Origin of the sequence: Streptomyces sp. NPDC015171 (assembly GCF_043079545.1) — a bacterium.
Lineage (GTDB): Bacteria > Actinomycetota > Actinomycetes > Streptomycetales > Streptomycetaceae > Streptomyces.
The window spans coordinates 609,301-631,947 of record NZ_JBIBUO010000001.1 but is presented as its reverse complement, the minus strand read 5'-3'; the positions used below and the strand labels follow the sequence as shown (position 1 = coordinate 631,947).

At 75.2% G+C, this 22,647-nt stretch carries 10 protein-coding genes; all 10 read left to right on the top strand.

Annotated elements, in window-relative coordinates; all coding sequences use genetic code 11:
* Positions 1-32: 32 nt before the first annotated feature.
* The 10 genes from ACF073_RS02885 to ACF073_RS02840 all read left to right on the top strand — a co-directional run bounded on the left by ACF073_RS02885 (position 33) and on the right by ACF073_RS02840 (position 22,636).
* Positions 33-7,919: an amino acid adenylation domain-containing protein gene (locus ACF073_RS02885; protein WP_392066275.1), complete on the top strand. Its 7,887-nt coding sequence runs from the start codon at positions 33-35 to the stop codon at positions 7,917-7,919.
* Positions 7,916-15,310, top strand: a complete 7,395-nt coding sequence (locus tag ACF073_RS02880) for an amino acid adenylation domain-containing protein (protein WP_392066273.1) — start codon at positions 7,916-7,918, stop codon at positions 15,308-15,310. Before ACF073_RS02885 ends, ACF073_RS02880 begins: the two co-directional genes overlap by 4 nt.
* A gap of 48 nt (positions 15,311-15,358) precedes the next feature.
* Positions 15,359-15,565: an MbtH family protein gene (locus ACF073_RS02875; protein ID WP_392066271.1), complete on the top strand. Its 207-nt coding sequence runs from the start codon at positions 15,359-15,361 to the stop codon at positions 15,563-15,565.
* 3 nt (positions 15,566-15,568) lie between these two features.
* The gene (locus ACF073_RS02870; protein ID WP_392066269.1) at positions 15,569-16,534 is read left to right on the top strand and encodes an ATP-binding cassette domain-containing protein; all 966 of its coding nucleotides are present in this window, start codon (positions 15,569-15,571) and stop codon (positions 16,532-16,534) included.
* A complete protein-coding gene (locus ACF073_RS02865; RefSeq protein ID WP_392066267.1) occupies positions 16,531-17,397 on the top strand; it encodes an ABC transporter permease in 867 nt (288 codons plus the stop codon). The genes ACF073_RS02870 and ACF073_RS02865 overlap by 4 nt, the downstream gene beginning before the upstream one ends.
* Before the next feature lie 173 nt (positions 17,398-17,570).
* Positions 17,571-17,822, top strand: a complete 252-nt coding sequence (locus ACF073_RS02860; RefSeq protein WP_392066265.1) for an acyl carrier protein — start codon at positions 17,571-17,573, stop codon at positions 17,820-17,822.
* Positions 17,823-17,827: 5 nt separating this feature from the next.
* Positions 17,828-19,084: a beta-ketoacyl-[acyl-carrier-protein] synthase family protein gene (locus tag ACF073_RS02855; RefSeq protein ID WP_392066263.1), complete on the top strand. Its 1,257-nt coding sequence runs from the start codon at positions 17,828-17,830 to the stop codon at positions 19,082-19,084.
* Positions 19,081-20,208, top strand: a complete 1,128-nt coding sequence (locus ACF073_RS02850; RefSeq protein ID WP_392066261.1) for a beta-ketoacyl synthase N-terminal-like domain-containing protein — start codon at positions 19,081-19,083, stop codon at positions 20,206-20,208. Before ACF073_RS02855 ends, ACF073_RS02850 begins: the two co-directional genes overlap by 4 nt.
* Positions 20,205-20,933, top strand: coding sequence for a 3-oxoacyl-[acyl-carrier-protein] reductase (gene fabG / locus ACF073_RS02845; RefSeq protein ID WP_392066259.1), 729 nt, complete (start codon positions 20,205-20,207; stop codon positions 20,931-20,933). The genes ACF073_RS02850 and fabG overlap by 4 nt, the downstream gene beginning before the upstream one ends.
* The gene (locus ACF073_RS02840) at positions 20,933-22,636 is read left to right on the top strand and encodes a phytoene desaturase family protein (protein WP_392066258.1); all 1,704 of its coding nucleotides are present in this window, start codon (positions 20,933-20,935) and stop codon (positions 22,634-22,636) included. Before fabG ends, ACF073_RS02840 begins: the two co-directional genes overlap by 1 nt.
* Positions 22,637-22,647: the final 11 nt, after the last annotated feature.

Sequence of the window (22,647 nt, the reverse complement as noted above, 5' to 3'; positions counted from 1 at the left end):
GGCGGAATTCGACAATGACGGAGAGCAAAGCGATGACGACAAACCGAGGCGCCGTCCTCCCGCTCACCGCGGCGCAGGCCGAGATCTGGTTCGACGAGCAGTTCGCCACCGGCCCGCTCGGCTACAACATGGCGGACTACATCGACCTGCGCGGCCCGCTCGACACCGGGCTGCTGGAGCGGGCGCTGCACCGCCTGGGGCACGAGGCCGAGGGGCTGCGCGTGCAGTTCGTGGAGGAGGCGGGCACCCCGGGCCAGATCATCCGGCCACTCGCCCAGCTCCCGCTCCGCAGGCTCGACTTCGCCGCGGAGTCCGACCCGCTCGCCGCCGCCGAGCGGTGGATGCGCGCCGACCACGCCGAGCCCCTGGAGATCACCGACTTCCCGCTGTTCCGCGGGGCGCTGCTCACCCTGGGCCCCGAGCACCACCTGCTCTACCTGTGCATGCACCACATCCTGGCCGACGGCTACAGCCGCGCCCTGCTCTACCCCAAGCTCGCCACCCTCTACACCCGGCTGGCCGCCGGCCAGGACGACACCGACCTGGACGCCGACGCCATCCCGGCCTTCCACAGGCTGCTGGACGGCGAGCACCGCTACCTGGAGTCGAAGCACGTCGAACGCGACCGCGCGTACTGGACCGGCCGGCTCACCGGCGACGGCCCGGCACCCGAACTCGTCTCGCTCTCCGACCGCGACCCGGCCCCCGGCCGCAGCGCCCTGCGCCACACCACCCGGCTCACCGGGCAGGCCACCGAGGCCCTGCGCGACCTGGCGCGGGCCGGCAAGGTCACCCTGCCGGTCCTCATGGTCGGCGCCATGGCCGCCTACACCCAGCGCGCCACCGGTGTCGCCCAGCCGCTGCTCACCCTCCCGGTGACCGGCCGCACCGGCGCGCTCGCCCGCGCGGTCCCCGCCATGCTCGCCAACTACCTGCCGCTCGCCGTGCGCGTCCGCCCCGAGCTGACCGCCCCGCAGCTGCTGCGGCAGGCCTGGATCGAGGTCTCCGGCGCCCTCAAGCACCAGCGGTACCGCGGCGACCGCATCCGCCGCGACATCGGCCTGCGCACCGACGACCGCCGTGTGTTCGGCCCCTTCATCAACGTCCTCGACCAGGACCCGGCGCTGGCCTTCGCCGACTGCCGGGGCACGGTGGTCAACATCTCCACCGGCATCGTCAACGACCTCATCATGACCGTCCTCAACACCCCCGACGGCACGATGGAGATCCACCTCGACGGCAACCCCGAGCTGTACTCCGACGCCGAACTCGCCTCTCACCTCGCCCGGTTCGAGGCGTTCCTCGCCGACCTCGCCGCGCTGCCCGCCGACGCGCCCCTGGCCCGTATCGGCCTGCGCGCACCCGGCGAGCCGGTCGGCCTGCTGGGCGCCTGGGACCCGCAGGCCGAGCGCGCCGGCTACGAGGGCCTGGTGGAGCGGGTGCGCGCGGTGGCCGCCCGCACCCCCGACGCCGTCGCCGTGGCCGACGGCACCGACCGCGTCACCTACCGGGAGCTGCTGGCCCGGGCCGCCGGTGTCGCCGCCCGCCTGACCGCCGCCGGCTTCCGGCCCGGCTCGGTGGCGGCGATGCTCGCCGACCCCGGGGTGCCGTTCGTGACCGGCGTGCTCGCCGCACTCGCCGCCGGCGGGGCGTACCTCCCGCTGGACCCGGCGGCCCCGGCCGCCCGCAACGCGTCCCTGCTCGCCGACAGCGCGGCCCGCCACGTACTCGTCGGACGCGGATACGAGCCCCCGGCCGGCGAGGACCTGACCGCCCTGCCGCTCACCGCCCCGGCCGACACCGCCCCCACCGCCGAACTCCCCTGCGTCGGCGGGGGTCTGGACCTGGCGTACGTGATGTTCACGTCGGGGTCGACGGGTCGTCCGAAGGGGGCGATGGTCCAGCGGTCGGGGATGGTGAACCATCTGTGGGCGAAGGTCGGTGACCTGGAGCTTGCCGCCGGTGAGTCGGTGGTGCAGAACGCGCCGCTGACGTTCGACGTGTCGGTGTGGCAGATGCTGGCTCCGCTGCTGGTGGGCGGCACGGTCCGGGTCGCCGGTGTGGAGTTGGCGGCGGATGCGTCGGGGTTGTTCGCGATGGTGGCCGCCGAGCGGGTGGCCGTGCTGGAGGTCGTGCCGTCGTTGTTGCGGGCGGCGTTGGACGCGTGGGACGTCGAGGGGTCCGCGCCGCAGCTGCCGGATCTGCGGTGGCTGATGGTGACGGGTGAGGCGTTGCCGGCGGATCTGTGCCGGCGCTGGCACGAGCGCTATGCGCATGTTCCGTTGATGAACGCGTACGGTCCGACGGAGTGTTCGGACGATGTCACGCACGCGGTGATCCGTGAGGGTGATGTGCTGGGCGCCCGGGTGCCGATCGGTTCGGCGGTGCGTAACACGCGTCTGTACGTCCTGTCGGACGAGTTGCAGCCGGTCCCGGCGGGTGTGCCGGGCGAGCTGTATGTCGGCGGCGCCGGTGTCGGCCGCGGCTACCTGCACGACTCCGTACGCACGTCGGGGACGTTCGTGGCCGACCCGTTCGGTCCGGCTGGGACGCGGATGTATCGCACGGGTGACCGGGTGGTGCAGCGGGCGGACGGTGAGCTGGAGTTCATCGAGCGGCGTGATCACCAGGTCAAGATCCGGGGCCGCCGCGTCGAGACGGGGGAGATCGAGGCGGTCGTCCGGGGGCTGGAGGGGGTGACGGACGCGGCGGTCGCCGTGCTCCCCGACGCCTCCGGCAACCCCCGTCTGGTCGGCTACCTCACCGGCCCCGGCGTGGACGCGGTCCGGGTACGCGCCGAGCTGGCCCAGTTGCTGCCCGCCTACATGATCCCGGCGTCCTGGCTGGTGCTGGAGGCGCTGCCGCTGACGCCCAACGGCAAGCTGGACCGCAAGGCGCTGCCCCGGCCCGCCCTCTCCGGGCAGGAGGCCAAACGGGCACCCGGCAGCGACCGCGAGCGCGTCCTGAGCGAGATCTTCGCCGAGGTCCTCGGGGTCGCCGAGGTCGGCGTGGACGAGGACTTCTTCGCGCTCGGCGGCGACAGCATCCGCTCCATCCAGCTGGTCAGCCGGGCCCGCGCCGCCGGACTCGCCCTGACCACCCGCGACGTCTTCGAGCACAAGTCGGTCACCGCCCTCGCGCGGGCGGCCGGCCGCCTCGACACGCACACCGCGACCCCCGGGGACGACGGGGTCGGACCGTACGAACTCACCCCGATCATGGCCCAGCTGCACGAGGAGACCGGCACGCTGACCGGGCCGGTGGTCAAGTACAGCCAGCACCTCGTCGCCGCCGTACCCGCCGGCCTCGACCCCGGGATCCTCGACGCCGCCCTGCACGCCGTGGCCGACCACCACGACGCCCTGCGCACCCGGGCCACCGAACCGGCCCCCGGCCTGTGGCACCTGGAGGTCCTCGCCCCCGGCGCGCTGGCCTCGGTGCCGCTGCTCGGCACCGCCGAAGCCGACGACAAGGACGACCCGGCCCGCGCCGAACGGCAGGCCGCCGCCGCCCGCGCCCGGCTCGACCCGGCCCGCGCCGTCATGATCCAGGCGGTGCTGCTGCCCGCCCCGCCCGGAGCGGACACCGCCCGCCTCGTGCTCTGCGCCCACCACCTCGTCGTGGACGGCGTGTCCTGGCGCGTACTGCTGCCCGACCTCGAAGCCGCCTACCGCGCCCTCGCCGAGGGCCGCACCCCGGCGCTGGACCCGGTCGGCACGTCGTACCGCGGCTGGTCCGCGCTCCTCGCCGAGCAGGCCCGCACCCAGGTGCGCGGCGCCGAACTCGCCGTATGGCAGCGGCAATTGGAGGGACCCGACCCGCTGGTGGGTACCCGGCGCCCGGACCCCGCCCGGGACGTGTACGGCACCCTGCGCACCCTCCGTCTCGAACTGGGTCCCGAGGCCACCGCGCCCCTGCTGACCGAGGTGCCCGCCGCCTTCCACGCCGAGATCAACGACGTCCTGCTCACCGGGCTCGCCCTCGCCGTGGCGGACTGGCGCCGCAGGCACGGCCACACCCACCACGCGCAGACCCTGATCGAGCTGGAGGGACACGGCCGGGAGCAGCTCGGCGACGAACTGGACCTGTCCCGTACCGTCGGCTGGTTCACCAGCGCCTTCCCGGTCCGCCTCGACATCGGCGCCGTCGACTGGACCGAGTTGTGGGCGGGCGGCCCCGCGCTGGGCGCCGCCCTGAAGCGGATCAAGGAGCAGCTGCACGCCCTGCCCGACCGGGGCGTCGGCTTCGGGCTGCTGCGCTATCTCAACCCGCACGCCGCCCGCGTCCTCGCCCGCCACCCGCGGCCCCAGATCGGCTTCAACTACATGGGCCGCTTCGACGCCCGCGCGGACCGGCCGTGGGAGCCCGTCGGCGGTGACGGCGTCGTCGGCACCGGCGCCCACCCGGGCATGCCGCTGCCGCACCTGATCGACGTCACCCCGGCGACCGAGGACCGCCAGGACGGACCGCACCTCATCGCCAACTGGGCGTGGGCCGGGAACGCGGTGGCCGAGGAGGACGTACAGGACCTGGCCGGCACCTGGTTCCGGGCGCTGGAGCTGCTCGGCGGCCACGCGCGGACCGCCGGCGGCCTCACCCCCTCCGACCTGCCGCTGGTCGACCTGGCCCAGGACGAGATCGAGGCGTACGAGGCGGAGCTCGCCGCAACCGGCACCACCCTGGCCGACGTCCTGCCCGTCACCCCGCTGCAGCAGGGCATGCTCTTCCACGCCGATTACGACACGGCGGCCGAGGACGGCACCGACGTCTACACCCTGCAGATCGTCGCCGAGGTGGAGGGCGACCTCGACCCGGCCGCCCTGCGCGCCGCGGGCCAGGCGCTCCTGGACCGGCACCCCAATCTGCGCGCCTCCTTCCGGGCCCGGCCCGCCGGCGCCCCCGTGCAGCTGATCCCGGCCCGGGCCGGACTGCCCTGGCAGGAGATCGATCTGCGCGACCTGCCGGAGCCGGAGCGGACCGGCGAACTGGAGCGGATCACCGCGGCCGAACGCGCCCACCGCTTCGACCTGGAGCGCCCGCCGCTGCTGCGGTTCACGCTCGTCACCCACGGCGAGGGCCGGCACCGCTTCATCTGGACCAGCCACCACATCCTGGTCGACGGCTGGTCGATGCCGCTGCTGGTCCGCGAGCTGTTCACGCTCGGCAGGGCCGGCGGCGACACCGGCGCCCTGCCCGCCCCCGTCCCCTACCGCTCCTACCTCGCCTGGCTGACCCGGCAGGACCGCGCGTCCGCCCGGGCCGCCTGGCGCGCGGCGCTCGACGGCCTGGACGGGCCGACCCTCCTCGTGGACGCGGGACCCGACCGGGCCCCGGTGCTCCCCGAATCCCTGCGGCTCGACCTGCCCCGCGACCTCACCCAGGCCCTCACCGGCTGGGCCCGCGCCCGCGGGCTGACCCTGAACACCGTGCTCCAGAGCTGCTGGGCGCTGCTGCTCGGCCGGCTCACCGGCCGCCAGGACGTCGTCTTCGGCGCCGTCACCTCCGGCCGGCCCGCCGAGGTCCCCGACGTCGAGTCGATGATCGGCATGTTCCTCACCACCGTGCCCGTGCGGGCCCGGCTGCACCCCGGCACCCGCCTCGCCGAACTGCTGCGCACGGTCCAGCACCAGCAGACGGCGCTGCTGCCGCACGAGCACCTGGGCCTCGCCGAGATCCACAAGGCGGCGGGCCTGTCCGGCGAGGTCTTCGACACCGTCGTCCTCTTCGAGAACTTCCCGCTCGACGCCGCCGACCCGGCCGCCGGCACCGACGGCCCCCGCGTGCTGCGCACCGAGGCCCTGGACGCCCGCCACCACCCGCTCAGCATGGCGGTGTTCCCCGGCGACACCCTGACCCTGCGCTTCGACTACGCACCCGACCTGTTCACCGGCGCCGACGTCGAGCGGATCGCGGTCATGGTCAGGCACCTCCTGCGGACCGTCGCCGACGGCGGCGATCCGGCGCTCGCCCGGATCGACGTCACCGCCCCGGCCACCCTCGGCGGCCCCGGGCGGCCCGGCGAACTCGGCGGCCTGCTCGGCGCCTGGGACCCCGGCCTGTCCGAGGAGAGCCTCGGCGTGGTGGAGCGGGTGCGGGCCGTCGCCGACCGCGTCCCCGACGCCGTCGCCGTCGCCGACGGCACCGAGAGCGTGGGCTACGGCGAACTCGTGGCGCGTGCCGGGGGCCTCTCGGCCCTCCTCACCGCCGCCGGAGCGGACACCGGCTCGGTGGTGGCGATGCTCGCCGACCCCGGGGTGCCGTTCGTGACGGGCGTCCTGGGCGTGCTGGGCGCGGGCGCCGCCTATCTCCCGCTGGACCCGGCGGCTCCGGCCGCCCGCAACGCGTCCCTGCTCGCCGACAGCGGCGCCCGCCATGTGCTGGCCGGGCGCGCGCAGGCGGCACAGGCCCGCGAGATCGCCGGTGACAGCACCGTGCTGGTCCTGGAGGACACCCTCACCGACCACGCCCTGCCGACCGCCGTCGGCGGGGGTCTGGACCTGGCGTACGTGATGTTCACGTCGGGGTCGACGGGTCGTCCGAAGGGGGCGATGGTCCAGCGGTCGGGGATGGTGAACCATCTGTGGGCGAAGGTCGGTGACCTGGAGCTGGTGGCGGGTGAGTCGGTGGTGCAGAACGCGCCGCTGACGTTCGACGTGTCGGTGTGGCAGATGCTGGCTCCGCTGCTGGTGGGCGGCACGGTCCGGGTCGCTGGTGTGGAGTTGGCGGCGGATGCGTCGGGGTTGTTCGCGATGGTGGCCGCCGAGCGGGTGGCCGTGCTGGAAGTGGTGCCGTCGTTGTTGCGGGCGGCGTTGGACGCGTGGGACGTCGAGGGGTCCGCGCCGCAGCTGCCGGATCTGCGGTGGCTGATGGTGACGGGTGAGGCGTTGCCGGCGGATCTGTGCCGGCGCTGGCACGAGCGCTATGCGCATGTTCCGTTGATGAACGCGTACGGTCCGACGGAGTGTTCGGACGATGTCACGCACGCGGTGATCCGTGAGGGTGATGTGCTGGGCGCCCGGGTGCCGATCGGTTCCGCCGTCCGTAACACGTGTCTGTATGTCCTGTCGGACGAGTTGCAGCCGGTCCCGGCGGGTGTGCCGGGCGAGTTGTATGTCGGCGGGGCGGGTGTCGGGCGGGGTTATCTGCATGACTCCGTGCGTACGTCGGGGACGTTCGTGGCGGATCCGTTCGGTCCGGCTGGGACGCGGATGTATCGCACGGGTGACCGGGTGGTGCAGCGGGCGGACGGTGAGCTGGAGTTCATCGAGCGGCGTGATCACCAGGTCAAGATCCGTGGGCGCCGGGTCGAGACGGGGGAGATCGAGGCGGTCGTCCGGGGGCTGGAGGGGGTGACGGACGCGGCGGTCGCCGTGCTCCCGGACGCTTCCGGCAATCCCCGTCTGGTCGGCTACCTCACCGGCCCCGGTGTCGCCGCCGACCAGGTCCGTTCCGAACTCGTCCGGCTGCTCCCGTCGTACATGATCCCGGCGTCCTGGCTGGTGCTCGAGGCGCTGCCGCTGACGCCCAACGGCAAGCTGGACCGCAAGGCGCTCCCGCAGCCGGAGCCGGCCGGCGAGGAGGCCAAGCGCGGGCCGGGCGACGACCGCGAACGGGTCCTGTGCGGGATCTTCGCCGAGGTCCTCGGGGTCGCCGAGGTCGGCGTGGACGAGGACTTCTTCGCGCTCGGCGGCGACAGCATCCGCTCCATCCAGCTGGTCAGCCGGGCCCGCGCCGCCGGACTCGCCCTGACCACCCGCGACGTCTTCGAACAGCGCACGGTCACGGACCTCGCCCGGACCGCGACCGAGGCACCCGCCGGGGACGCCGCCGCCACGCCGGAGCCCGCCGACGCGCTCATCGCCCTGTCCGCCGAAGAACTCGCCGACCTGGAACTAGAGTTCAGTGAGGACCTGTCGTGACCGAGACCAGCACCGGTTCGAAGATCAGCGCCGTCCTTCCGCTCTCGCCGCTGCAGCAGGGGCTGCTCTTCCTGTCCTCGTACGACCGGGCGGCGCCGGACCACTACCTCCTCCAGTTCACCGCGGACATCGAGGGCGACGGCACGGACCTGGAACGCAGGCTGCGCTCCGCCTCGGCCGCGCTGCTGCGCCGGCACCCGAACCTGCGGGCCTGCTTCCGGCACCGCAAGAACGGCGAGCCGGTGCAGATCGTCCTCCGCGAGGACGACGTGACGCCCGAGTGGACCGTGCACGACCTCACCCGGCGGCCGGCCGGGGAACGCACGGCGGCGGCGGACCGGCTGGCCCGGCAGGACCTGCGGCGCCGGATCGACCCGGCCCGCCCGCCGCTCATGCGGTTCAGCCTCATCCGGCTCGGCGAGCGCAGCCACCGACTGGTGTGGTCCGTGCACCACATCCTGGTCGACGGCTGGTCACTGCCGCTGGCGGTGCGCGAACTCACCGTGCTCGCGGGCCCGGACGCACCGGGCCGCGACCCACTGCCGGCGCCCGCCCCCTTCGGCTCCTACCTGGCCTGGCTCGGCACCCGCGACAAGCCCGCCGCGCGGGCCGCCTGGGCCGAGCTGCTGCGCGGACTCGACGGACCCGTACGGGTCGCCCCGGACGCCGTCGGCACCGGGGAACAGCCCGTCGAGGCCGAGGCCGCGCTGTCGCGCGAGCACACCGCCGCGCTGCGGGCGTGGACCCGGGCGCAGGGGCTCACCCTCAACTCCGTGGTGCAGGGCTGCTGGGCGCTGCTGCTCGGCCGGCTCACCGGGCGCGAGGACGTCGTCTTCGGCGCCGTCACCTCCGGGCGGCCCGCCGAGGTCCCGGACGTGGAGTCGATGATCGGGCTGTTCGCCAACACCCTGCCGGTACGGGCGGACGTACGGCCCGAGCGGCCTGCCTGCGAGCTGTTCCGGGACCTGGCACGGCAGCAGGTCGCGATGATGCCGTACGAGCATCTGCCGCTGGCCGAGGCGCAGGCGGCCTGCGGCATCCAGGGGGAGCTGTTCGACGCCGTCCTCGCCTTCCAGAACTACCCGCTCGACGAGGCGGAGCTGCACCGGCACTCCGGCGGCACCGTCTTTGCCGCCCGCGTCCACTCGGCCACGCACTACCCGCTCCACCTGACCGTGCAGCCCGGCGAGCGCCTCGGCCTGCGGCTGTCGTACCGGGCGTCGGCGCTGGGGGAGGGCGCCGGCGCGGCACGGCGGCTGCTGGACCGGCTGGTCCGCGTCCTCGGCGAGGTGGCCGACGCCCCGAACGCGCCGCTCGCCCGCCTCGGCGCCCTCGACCCGGCGGAGGAGCACCACATCCTCACCGAGTGGAGCACCACCCCGACCGAACCCGCCCCGACCGCATCCGCCCCGACCGCACCCGTCACGCCCGCCCCCGGCGGCTCCGCCGAGCCCCACGCCCCCGGGCCCAGCGCCACGACCGTCCCCGCCCTCTTCGCCGGCCAGGCCGCCCGTACGCCCGACGCGGTGGCCGTCCTCGTGCCGGGTGGTGACCGGCTCACGTACCGGGAGCTGGACGAGCGGTCCAACCGGCTGGCGCGGCTGATCGTCGCGCGCGGGGCCGGTCCGGAGGACCTGGTGGCCGTCGCGCTGCCGCGCGGCGCCGAGCTGATCGTCGCGGTCCTCGCCGTGCTGAAGGCGGGCGCCGCCTATCTGCCGCTCGAACCCTCCCACCCGGCCGAACGCATCGCCCGCACCCTGCGGGACGCCCGCCCCCTGCTGCTGCTGACCACCACGGACACCCGGCTGCCCCGCGCCGCGGACGTCCCGGGGCCGCTCCGCGTCGACCTCGACACGGACGGCGCCGCCGCCGAACTGGCCGCCTGCCAGGACACCGCGCCCGAGACCGCCCTCACCCCCGGCGACCCCGCCTACGTCATCTACACCTCCGGCTCCACCGGCCGGCCCAAGGGCGTGGTGGTCCCGCACCGGAACGTGGTGCGGCTGCTGGCCTCCACCGACCGCTGGTTCGGCTTCGGACCGGACGACGTGTGGACCCTCTTCCACTCCATCGCCTTCGACTTCACCGTCTGGGAACTGTGGGGCGCGCTGCTGTACGGCGGACGCCTGGTCGTCGTCCCGTACGACGTCTCCCGCTCGCCCGACGCCTTCCTCGACCTGCTCGCGGCCGAGCGGGTCACCGTCCTCAACCAGACGCCGTCCGCCTTCTACCAGCTGATGCGCGCCGACGCCGACCGGCCGCGCGAACTCGCCCTGCGGTACGTGGTGTTCGGCGGCGAGGCGCTCGACCTCGGCCGGCTCGCCGACTGGTACACCCGGCGCCCGGACGCCCCGCGCCTGGTCAACATGTACGGCATCACCGAGACCACCGTGCACGTGTCGTACCAGGAGCTGGACCGGGACCTCGCGGCGGCCGGACGCGGCAGCGTCATCGGGCGGGGCATCCCGGACCTGCGGGTGTACGTCCTGGACAGCGCGCTGCGGCCGGTGCCGGCCGGGGTGCCGGGCGAGCTGTACGTGGCGGGGCCCGGCCTGGCCCGCGGCTATCTGGGCCGGCCCGCGCTGACCGCAGGACGGTTCGTGGCCTGCCCGTACGGGGAGCCGGGCGAGCGCATGTACCGCACCGGCGACCTCGGCCGCTGGCGCAGCGACGGCACCCTCGTCTACCTGGGCCGCGCCGACGAACAGGTCCAGCTGCGCGGCTTCCGCGTCGAACCCGGCGAGATCGCCACCGTGCTCGGCGGCCACCCCCGGCTCGCCGAGGCGGCCGTCGTGGCCCGCGAGGACCGGCCGGGCGACCAGCGCCTGGTCGCCTACGTCGTGCCGCGCGCGGGCGGCGAACGGCTCGACGACCGTGCGCTCGCCTCCGAACTGCGGTCGTTCGCCGCCGGTCGGCTGCCCGACCACATGGTGCCCGCGGCCGTGGTGCCGCTGCCCGCGCTGCCCCTCACCCCCAACGGCAAACTGGACCGGCGGGCCCTGCCCGCACCCGAGTACACCGCTGCGGGCCGTGCCCCGCGCACCCCCGAGGAGACCGCCCTGTGCGCGGCCTTCGCCGCGGTCCTCGGGCTCGAACGCGTCGGTGCGGACGACGACTTCTTCGCCCTCGGCGGCCACTCGCTGCTCGCCGCCCGCATCGTCAACCGGGTCCGCGCCGAACTGGACGCGGAGCTGGAGGTCCGCGACCTGTTCGAGGCGCCGAGCCCGGCCGCGCTCGCGGACCGGCTGCGCGCCGCCGCCCCCGCCCGGCCCGCGCTGACCGCCCGGCCGCGCCCCGAGACGGTCCCCCTGTCGTACGCCCAGCAGCGGCTGTGGTTCATCGAACGGCTCGGCGCACCCGGCGGGCTCTACGCCATCCCCCTCGCGGTCCGGCTCACCGGCCCGCTGGACGTCCCCGCGCTCCACGCGGCGCTGCGCGACCTGGTCGCCCGCCACGAGGCGCTGCGGACCGTCTTCCCGGCGCGCACCGGTCCCGGTGCCGCCGCCGACCCCGGTGCCGGGGCGCCCCCCGTACCCGGCACCGGTGAAGCGGTGGGCGTCGGCCCGGCCGAGCAGCGGGTGCTCGCGCCGGCCGACGCTCCCGTGCCGCTGCCCGCCGGCACCGTCGACGAGGCCGGGCTGCCCGCCGCGCTCGCCGCCGAGGCGGCCCGCGGCTTCGACCTGGAGACCGAGATCCCGCTGCGCGCCCGGCTGTTCGCGCTCGGCCCCGACGAGCACGTCCTGCTGCTCGTCCTGCACCACATCGCCGGCGACCGCTGGTCGCTCACCCCGCTGGTCCGGGACCTGACCGCCGCCTACGCGGCGCGCGCCGCGGGCCGGGCGCCCGAGCCGGCGCCGCTGCCGGTGACGTACACCGACTTCACGCTGTGGCAGCGCGAGCTGCTCGGCGACGAGAACCGGCCCGGCAGCGAACTCGCCCGGCAGCTGGCGTACTGGACGACCGCCCTCGCCGGGCTGCCCGCGGAACTCCCGCTGCCCCGCGACGCTCCGCGCGGCGCCCGCACCAGCCACCGCGGCCACACCCTGCGCGCCGCCTTCCCCGAGCCGGTCGCCGCCGGGCTGCGGCGGCGTGCCGCCGACTGGAACGTCAGCCCGTTCATGGTGCTCCAGGCGGCCCTCGCCGCCCTGCTCACCCGGCTCGGCGCGGGCACCGACATCCCGCTCGGCACCCCCGTGGCGGGCCGCGGCGACGAACGTCTCGACGACGTGGTCGGCATGTTCGTCAACACCCTCGTGCTGCGCACCGACACCGGCGGCGACCCCGGTCTGCGGGACCTCGTCGACCGGGTGCGCGAACGGGACCTGGCGGCCTACCAGCACCAGGACGTGCCGTTCGAGAAGCTCGTCGAGGCCCTCGCCCCCGAGCGGTCGATGGCCCGGCACCCCCTGTTCCAGGTGATGTTCGCCCACGAGCAGCGGGACACGGCCGCCGGACCCGCCACCCCGGCCGGACCCGCCGGACTCACGGTGCGGCCCGAGGAGGTGCCGACCGCCACCGCCAAGTGGGACCTGTTCTTCCGGTTCACCGAGACGGGCACCGAGGCGGGCATCGGGACGGATACCGAGACGGGCACCGGCACCGGCACCGAGCCGGCCCTCGAACTGGCCCTGGAGTACAGCGCCGACCTGTTCGAGCCCGGCACCGCCCGACGGATCGCCGACGCCTGCGTCCGGCTCCTCGGCGCCGCGCTGGCCGACCCGGACCGCCCGCTGTCCCGGCTCGACCTCCTCGGCACCGAGGAGCGCGCCGCGCTGCTGGCCCGCGGCACCCGCCGCACCGCGGCCCCGGCCACCACCCTCACGGAACTGACGGCCCGCCGGGCCGCCGCCACCCCGGACGCCGTCGCCCTGGTCCACCGGGACCCGGCCGGCCGCCTCACCACGACCAGCCACGCCGGCCTGCACCGCGCCGCCGGCCGCCTCGCCCACCTGCTCGCCGCCCGGGGCGTCGGCCGCGGCGACGTGGTCGGGCTGTGCCTGGAACGCGGCCCCGAGACCGTGACCGCGCTGCTCGCCGTCGCCCTGACCGGCGCCGCCTATCTGCCGCTCGACCCCGCCTACCCGGCCGAGCGGATGCGCGACATGCTCGCCGACGCCGGGGCCCGGCTGCTGCTCACCCAGGACTCCCTCGCCGCCCGCTGCGCCGAGGCCGCCGGACCCGGCACCGCACCGCTCGTCCTGGACGCGCCCGCCACCCGGGCCGCCCTCGCCGGCCTGCCCGGCCACGCACCGGACGTGCCCGCACCCCGCCCCGACGACCTGCTCTACGTCATCTACACCTCCGGCTCCACCGGCCGGCCCAAGGGCGTGGCCGTCTCCCACCGGGCCGCCGCACACCTCGTGCACGCCCTGCCCGAGGTGCGGATCACCGCCGACGACACGTTCCTGTACTTCGCGCCGGTCGCGTTCGACGCGTCCACCTTCGAGATCTGGGCCCCGCTCGTGCACGGCGCCCGGCTCGCCGTCTGCCCGCCGGGACCCGCGGACCCCGAGGCGCTCGGGGCGTTCCTGCGGCAGGCCCAGGTCACCGTCGCCTTCCTCACCACCCAGTTCGTCAACGCCGTCGCCGACACCCGGCCGCGCGCCCTGGCCCCGCTGCGGGCCCTGCTCTCCGGCGGCGAGGCCCACTCCCGGGACCACCTGGACCGGCTGCGGGCCGCCCTGCCGGACACCGCGGTGTACAACGTGTACGGCCCCACCGAGACCACCACCTTCGCCACCCTCCAGGACGCCGGCGCCGGCGCCGACGCACCCGCCGGCGTGCCCATCGGCCTGCCCGTCGACGGCACCTGCGCCTACGTCCTGGACGCGGCGCTGCAACCGGTGCCGCAGGGCGTGACGGGCGAGCTGTACCTGGCCGGGCCCGGCCTCGCCCGCGGCTACCTGGGCCGGCCGGCGCTGACCGCCGCACGGTTCGTGGCCTGCCCGTTCGGCGAGCCCGGCGCGCGCATGTACCGCACCGGCGACCTGGTGCGCTGGGACGCCCGCGGCCGGATCGACTACGTGGGCCGCGCCGACCAGCAGGTGAAGATCCGCGGCTACCGCATCGAACCCGGCGAGATCGAACGCCGGCTCACCGCCCACCCGGCGGTCGCCCGGGCCGCCGTCGTCGCCCCCGCCGACCCCGCCGGCCGGCGCCGGCTGGTCGCCTACGTCGTCCCCGTCGCCGGCGGGCCCGCGCCCGAGCCGGCCGAGCTGCGCCGGCACCTGGCCCGCACGCTGCCCGACTACATGGTGCCGGACGCCTGCGTGCCCCTGGCCGAGCTGCCGATGACCGTCAACGGCAAGCTGGACACCGCCGCCCTGCCGCCCGCCCCGGACCGGCCCGCCGGCTCCGCCGCGCTCCGGCCGCCCCACACCGAAGCCGAGCGGCGGCTGTGCGCGGCCGTCGCCGAGGTGCTCGGCGGCCCGGCCGGCCCCGACGACTCGTTCTTCGCCCTCGGCGGGGACAGCCTGAAGGCGATCCGGCTGGTCAACTCCGCCGCCCGGGCCGGGCTGCGGATCAGCCTCGCCGCCGTCTTCGAGCACCGCACGCTGGAGGCGCTGGCCGCGAGCGCCGCCGCCGACGGCGGCACCGTCGACCTGCTCGGCCCGGTCCTGCCCATCCGCACCACCGGCAGCCGGCCGCCGCTGTTCTGCGTGCACGGCGGCCTCGGCTTCGGCATCCCGTTCGCGGCGCTCGCCGAGCACCTCGACCCCGACCGGCCCGTGTACGGCCTCCAGGCCGCCGGCCTCGCCGACGACCGCCCGCTGCCCGCCGGCATCGGCGAGGTCGCGGACGCCTACCTGGAGCGGATCCGCGCCCTCCAGCCGGACGGCCCCTACCACCTGCTCGGCTGGTCCTACGGCGGCATCGTCGCCCACGAGATGGCGGTCCGCCTGCACGCGGCGGGCGAGGAGGTCGCCTACCTGGCCAACCTGGACGCCTACCCGGACGACGGGCGCGGCGTCCACCCCACCGACGCGGAGTTCCTCGCCGACTTCCTCGCCGAGGCCGGCGTCGACACCACCGGCCTCGACCGGCTCGACCCGCCCGCCGTCGCCGCCCATCTGGACCGCACCGGCGGCCCGCTCGCCGGACTGGGCCGGGCCACCCTCGAACGGCTGATCGCGGTCATGCGCAACCACCTCGAACTGGTCCGGGAGCACACCCCCGAGCGCTTCGACGGCTGCCCGATGACGCTGTTCCGGGCCGCCGAGGGGCTCACCGGGGAGGAACGCGCCCTGAAGGCCAAGAGCTGGGAGCCGTACCTGGGCCGGCCCGCCGAGGTCCACGACGTGCCAGCGGGCCACCAGCAGATGCTGCGGCCCGCCCCGGCGGCGCTCATCGGCCGCGCCGTGGCACGCCGTCTGGGCGCCGCCGCCCGCTGAACCGACCCTGTCGCACCACACCCACCGCCCGAGATCTGGAGACCCGCCATGGCCAACCCCTTCGACAACGAAGAGGGCACCTTCCTCGTCCTCGTCAACGACGAGGGGCAGCACTCCCTGTGGCCGTCCTTCGCCGCCGTGCCCGACGGCTGGCGCGTGGCCCTGGACGCCACCGACCGCGCCGCCGCCGTCGCCTACGTGGAGAGCAACTGGACCGACCTGCGCCCGCTCAGCCTGCAGCGGCTGGCGGACTGACCCGTGACCGCCTCCGACACCGCGATCCTCGCCGAAGGGCTGAGCAAGACCTACCGCTCCCACACCGCACTGCACGGCATCGACCTCGCGGTGCCGGCCGGCACCGTCCTCGGGGTCCTCGGCCCCAACGGCGCGGGCAAGACCACCACCGTCCGCATCCTCGCCACCCTGGTGCAGCCCTCCGGCGGCCGGGCCGAGGTCGCCGGGTACGACGTGGTCCGCCAGGGCCGCGAGGTGCGCCGGCGCATCGGCCTCGCCGGACAGTACGCCGCCGTCGACGAACTCCTCACCGGCCGCGAGAACCTCGTCCTGCTGGCCCGGCTGCTCCGGTTCGGGCGGCGCGGTGCCGCCCGCCGGGCGGCCGAGCTGCTGGAGAGGTTCGAGCTGACCGAGGCCGCCGACCGGCCCGCCGGCACCTACTCCGGCGGTATGCGCCGCCGGCTCGACCTGGCCACCTGCGTCATCGGCGACCCCGAGGTGCTGTTCCTCGACGAGCCCACCACCGGCCTCGACCCGGCCAGCCGCAACGTCCTGTGGGGCGTGGTGCGGGACCTGGCCGCCGGCGGCGTGACCATCCTGCTCACCACCCAGTACCTGGCCGAGGCCGACGAACTCGCCGACCGGGTCGCGGTGATCGACGCCGGCCGGGTCATCGCCGAGGGCACCCCGGACAGCCTCAAGCGGCAGGTCGGCACCGACCGCCTGGAGGTGACCGTGGCCGGCCCCGAACACCTCGCCGACGCGGTCGCCGCGCTGGCCGTGCTCGGCGGCCCGCCGCCGGTCGCCGACGAGGCCGCGCGCCGGGTCTCCGTACAGCTCGGCACGGACGGCCTGGACGACCTCGCGCGCGCCGCACAGGCCCTGCGCGACAAGGGCGTGCCCACCGTCGACTTCGAACTGCGCAAGCCCACGCTCGACGACGTCTTCTTCGACCTCACGGGCACGGGCCGGAAAGAGGAGACCAAGTGACGGCCACGGCCACCACCCCGACCGCCGCCGGACAGCCGGCCGCCCGCCCCGGGCGGACCGGCCCCGTGCGCGGCCACCTCGGCGACACGCTCGCCCTGGCCGGCCGCCATCTGACCCATCTGCGCCGCTCACCGGGCCGCCTGGTGCTGGTCACCATGAACCCGCTGGTGATGCTGATCGCCGTCGGCTATCTGTTCCGCGAGTCCATGCACATCCCCGGCGGCGTGGCCTACGAGGACTTCATCATGGCCGGCATCGCCATCCAGGTCGGGCTGACCGGCGTCGGCCCCACCGCCATCGGCGTCGCCCTCGACCTGCGGCACGGCCTGGTCGACCGGTTCCGCTCGCTGCCGATCGCCCCGTCCGCCGTGCTCCTCGGGCGCACCCTGTCCGACCTGGCCGTCGGCGCGGCCAGCCTGACCGCGGTCAGCCTCGTCGGCCTGTGCGTGGGCTGGCGCCCGCACGAGGGCGTGCTGCGCACCGCCGCCGGCTTCGGCGTGCTGCTCGCCTTCATCTACGTGATGACCTGGGTCGGCATCCTGCTCGGCACCACCCAGCGCAACATCGAGGCCATCGACGGCACCGGCGCCCTGGTGCTGGTCGTCCTCAGCTTCCTGTCCAACGCCTACGTCCCCGTCGGCGGCCTGCCCGGCTGGCTGCGCCCGGTCGCCGAATGGAACCCCGTCACCTCGGTCATCACCACGTGCCGGCAGCTGTGGGGCAACGACCCCGGGCGGGCGGCGTCGGCCGGCGGCTTCCCCGCCCAGCACCCCGGCCTGGTCACCGCCGTGACGCTCACCGCCCTGCTGGCCGCCGCGGTGTGGGGCGGCGTGCGCGGGTTCCGCCACGCGGGCGGCCGCTGACGCCGTCAGTGGGCCGTCAGTTGGCCGTCATCGGGCAGTCATCGCCGCTGACTAGGTTTTTGACCGAGCCGCATCGCTGCCCCTTCACCGCGCAGCCCCATCGCTCTTCCGGCTTTCTCTCCCAGCTTTTTCCCGTCTCTTCGACCGGCAATCCGAAAACGGAGGACCGAGCCATGACCACGGCCGCTCCCGAGCGCCTCATCCGTATCCGCGAGATCATCGCCGAGAACATCGACGTGGATCCGGAGCGCCTTTCCGACACCGCGCTCTTCATCGACGAACTCGGTGCCGACTCCCTGAAGCTGATCGATGTCCTCAGCGCGCTGGAGATGGAGTACTCCATCGTCATCGACATGAACGATCTGCCGAAGATGGTCAACGTGGAGGCCACTTACCAGGTGGCCGCCGAGGCCGCCGGCTGGTGACCCCGATGACCACCACGGAATCCACCGGCCGGGCCGGGCGGCGGCGGGTCGTCGTCACCGGCTTCGGGGTGATCTCCAGCATCGGCACCGGAGTCGAGGAGTACACCGCCGGCCTGCGGGCCGGCCGGTCCGGCGCCCGGCCGATCACCCGCTTCGACACCGAGGGCTTCGGGCAGAACACCGCCTGCGAGGTCCCCGACTTCGAGCCGGAGCGCTGGATCCGCAACCTGCCGCTCGACCATGTGGGCCGCGCCGGCCAGTTCGCCGTCGCCGCCGCCCGCATGGCCGTCGAGGACGCCGGGCTGAGCGAGGCCGACCTCGCCGACCGGTCCGCCGTCGTCACCGTCGGCACCACCGACGGCGAGTCCCACGACATCGCCGTCCTGCTGGAGCAGGAGCTGGCCGCCGGGGACCCCGAGGGCATGGACCCGGTGGTCGCCCGCCGGATCTACGCCGGCCGGCTCTCCACCGCCATCGCCCGCGAACTGCGCATGCCGAACGTGGAGGCGACCACCGTCACCACCGCGTGCGCGGCCGGCAACTACTCGATCGGCTACGGCCTGGACGCCATCCGCTCCGGCGAGGTCGACCTGGCGCTGTGCGGCGGCGCTGACGCCGTCTGCCGCAAGGCGTTCGCCCTGTTCAAGCGGTTCGGCGCGCTCAGCCCCGACGTGGTGCGCCCCTTCGACAAGGACCGCCAGGGCATCCTCACCGGCGAGGGCGCCGGCATCCTCGTCATGGAGAGCCTGGAATCGGCCCTGGCCCGCGGCGCGCGCATCTACGCCGAGGTCCTCGGCTACGGCCTCAGCTGCGACGCCGCCCACCCCACCGCCCCCAACCGGGACGGCATCGCCCGCGGCATCCGGCTCGCCCTGGACGACGCAGGCGTCGAACGGCGGGAGATCGACTTCATCTCCGCGCACGGCACCGGCACCAAGGCCAACGACAGCACCGAGACCGCGGCCATCCTCGACGTGTACGGGGACGCGCCGCCGCGCACGGTCGCCGTGAAGTCGATGCTGGGCCACTCGATGGGAGCGGCCAGCGCGCTCGGCGCGATCGCCTGCGGCCTCGCCATCGAGCACGGCTTCATCCCGCCCACCATCAACCACCGTGAGACCGACCCGGACTGCCCGCTCGACGTGGTCCCCAACGAGGCGGTCGAGGCGGACGTACGGATCGTGCAGAACAACTCAAGTGCCTTCGCCGGCAACAACGCCGTGCTGATCCTTGGCACCTACGGGGAGAGAGTCCGATCATGAGCATCGCAACTGCCGTCCCGCGGGCCGCGCTGCCTCCGGACACGCCCGTCATCACCGGCTGGTCGGCGGTGTCGCCGTACGGCGTCGGCCGGGACGCGTTCGCCGCCGGGGTGCGCGCCGGGGCGAAGACGGCGGTGAAGGCGGACGCCGCGCTCGGCACCCTGCCCTCGCCCGAGGTGTGCACCGTGCCCGGCTTCGACATCCAGGAGCTGCTCGGCAAGCGGGGCACCGCCAAGATGGACCGGCTCACCGCGCTCGCCCTGGTCGCCTCCGACGGGCTGCTGCTGGACGCCGACGGCGAGCGCGCGGTCGCCACCGACGACCTCACCGGCGTCGTCCTCGGCATCACCATGGGCAGCCTGGAGAACGTCACCGACTTCCTGCGCCAGTCCTACACCAACGAGCGCCCGTTCTACGTCGACGCCGGCCGCATCCCGTTCGGCAGCCTCAACCACGCCGCCGGCGCCACCGCCATCCGGCACGGTCTGAAGGGCCCCAACACCACCGTCGCCGGCGGCCGGGTCAGCGGACTGCTCGCCCTGAACTACGCCCGCCGGCTGCTCGCCCAGGGCCGCGCCACCAAGTACGTGGCCGGCTCCGCCGAGGAGTTCTCCGCCGCGCACGCCTGGTACGAGGCGACCGCCGCCGGGACCGGCGAGGCCGCCCCGCTGCTCGGCGAGGGCTGCGGACTCTTCCTCGTGGAGCCCGCCGGCACCGCCGAACGCCCGGCGCTCGCCGCCGTGCTGAGCATCGAGACCCGCGTCGACATCGACGACGACCCGTACGCCGCGGTCGGCGCCTGCGCCCGCCGCGCCCTCGACCGGGCCGGGGTCACCGCCGACGAGGTCTGGGCGGCCGTCCCCTGCGCGGCGGCCGGCGCGGCGGGCCGCGCCGAGCACGAGGCGCTCACCGCGCTGGTGCCGGCCGAGGCGCTCGGCCGGGTGCCGTCGATGGAGCTGCTCGGCGACACCAGTGCCGCCGCCGCCTCCTTCCAGATCGGCGCGGTGCTCGCCATCGCCGCCGCCGACCCGGCCTCGCGCGGCCGGGCCGCGCTGGTGACCGCCGTCGACCGGGACGGCGCCGTGGCCGCCGCCGTGCTCCGCCTGCTCGGGGAGGACGCGTGATCGCACTGGTCAGCGGCGGCTCCCGGGGCATCGGCCGGGCCGTCGTACGCCGCCTCGCGCGGGACGGCTACGACGTGTCGTTCTGCTACCGCTCCCACGAGGACGCCGCCGAGGAACTCGCCAAGGAGGCCGCCGAGTCCGGCACCCGGGTGCTCGCCGTGCGCTGCGACGTCGCCGACGCGGAGGACGTGCGCGCCTGGTACGCGCGCACCGAACGCGAACTCGGCCCCGTCGACGCCGTCGTCACCTCGGCGGGCATCACCCGGGACCGGCCGCTGGTGCTGATGGGCCAGGAGGACTGGGACGGGGTGCTGCGCACCAACCTGGACGGCGTCTACCACGTGTGCCGGGCCGCCGCGTTCTCCATGAGCAAGCGCCGGGCCGGGACGATCGTCAACCTGTCCTCCGTGTCGGGTGTCTACGGCAACGCCGGGCAGGCCAACTACGCCGCCTCCAAGGCCGGGATCATCGGCTTCACCAAGTCCCTCGCCAAGGAGCTGGGCCCGCGGGGCGTGCGCGCCAACGTCGTCGCCCCCGGACTGATCGAGACCGACATGGTCGGCGGCATGCCGGCCGCCGCCCTCGAACGGCAGCTGAAGGGCGTGCCCCTCGGCCGGCTCGGCCGCGCCGAGGAGGTCGCGGACCTGGTGTCGTTCCTGGTGTCGGACCGGGCCGCGTACATCACCGGTTCGGTCGTGGAGATCCACGGGGGCGGCGTCTTCTGATGGGGGACCAGATGGTGGGTGCGGGCGAGCACTACGACGCGATCGTGGTCGGCAGCGGCGTCGGCGGCCTGGTGACGGCCGGCTATCTGGCCGCCGACGGCCGCCGGGTCCTCGTCCTCGAACAGCACGACGTGGCGGGCGGCAACGCCCATGTCTTCCGCCGCCGGCGCAAGTACGAGTTCGACGTCGGCACGCACTACATCGGCGACTGCGGCCCGGGCGGACTGCTGCCCGCCGTGCTCGCCGGGCTCGGCGTGGCCGACCGGGTGCCGTTCCGGCCGCTGGACAACGAGGGCGGCTTCGACCGGATCATCACCCCGACCGCCCGGCTCGACGTACCGGCCGGCTGGGACCGCTACCGCGCCCGGGTGCGCGCCGCGCTGCCCGCCGAGGCCGACGCGGCCGACCGGTTCCTCGACCTCGCCACGGGCGTCGCCGAGGCCGGCCGGGCCAGCATGCTCGGCACCCCGATGGTGGAGCTGTTCCGCCGGTCGCCGCAGACCATGCGGTGGAACCGGCGCACCCTCGGCCAGGCCCTGGACCACAGCGGCCTCTCCGCCAGGGGCCGCACCCTGCTCGCCGCGCAGGCCGGCAACTACGGCGCCCTGCCCGCCGACGTCGGCTTCGCCGAGCACGTCACGATGCTGGACCACTACCTGCGCGGCGCCTACTACCCCGAGGGCGGCGGCCAGGCCCTGGTGGCCGCCTTCGTGGAGGCCCTGGAGGCGTACGGCGGCGAGCTGCGCACCCGCTGCGAGGTGCGCCGCATCCTGGTCGAGCGGGGCCGCGCCACCGGCGTCGAACTCGCCGACGGCACCCGGATCGGCGCCCCGCTGGTCGTCTCCAACGCCGACTACCGCAGCACCGTCCTCGACCTGTGCGGCGGCGAGGCGGCCTTCCCGGCCGACCTGGTCGCCCGGACCCGCGCGGCCACCATGCGCGACGCCGTGGTCGCGGTGTACGTCGCCCTGGACACCGAGCTGCCGGGCCTGCCCAACGCCAACATCTGGTGGCACGGCAGCGACGACATGGAGGGCGCGCACGCCGAGATGCTCGACGAGTACGCCCGCACCGGCACCCTGGCCCGCATCCGGCAGCTCGCCTTCTCCTTCGCCTCCGTGAAGGACGCGGGCGCCCCCGCCGTGTGCCCGCCGGGCCACAGCAACTTCCAGCTGATGACGATCCTCCCGCCGGGGCACGGCTTCTGGGGCGTCGACGGCGGCCCGCGCACGGGCGAGCCGTACCGCCGCAGGCCCGCCTACCTGGCCCGCAAGCGGGAGGTCACCGAGCTGATCCTGGACACCGCCGAGCAGGTCATCGGCCCCTTCCGGGACCGCGTCACCCATGTCGAGCTGGCCAGCCCGCTCACCCACGAGCGCTACATCCGCTCCAGCGGCGGAACCCCGTACGGCATGGCCACCTGGGGCACGTCCCGGCAGCGGCCCGATGTCCGCACCGACGTCGAGGGGCTGTACGTGGTCGGGCAGAACACCCGGCACGGCAGCGGCATGGCCGGGGTGGCCGCCGGCGGCATGGCCGCCGTCTCCCGGATCCTGGGACGCCCGCTGCTGCCCGAGGTGCTGTCCGGCGCGGTCCTCGGCGACCCGGCCCGGCTGCCCGCGCGCGAAGCGGGCTGGGACCCGCTGCGGGTCTCCCGCGGCCGGGCCCGGCAGCGCGCCAAGGGCCTGGCCCGCATCGGCTGACCCTTCCCTCC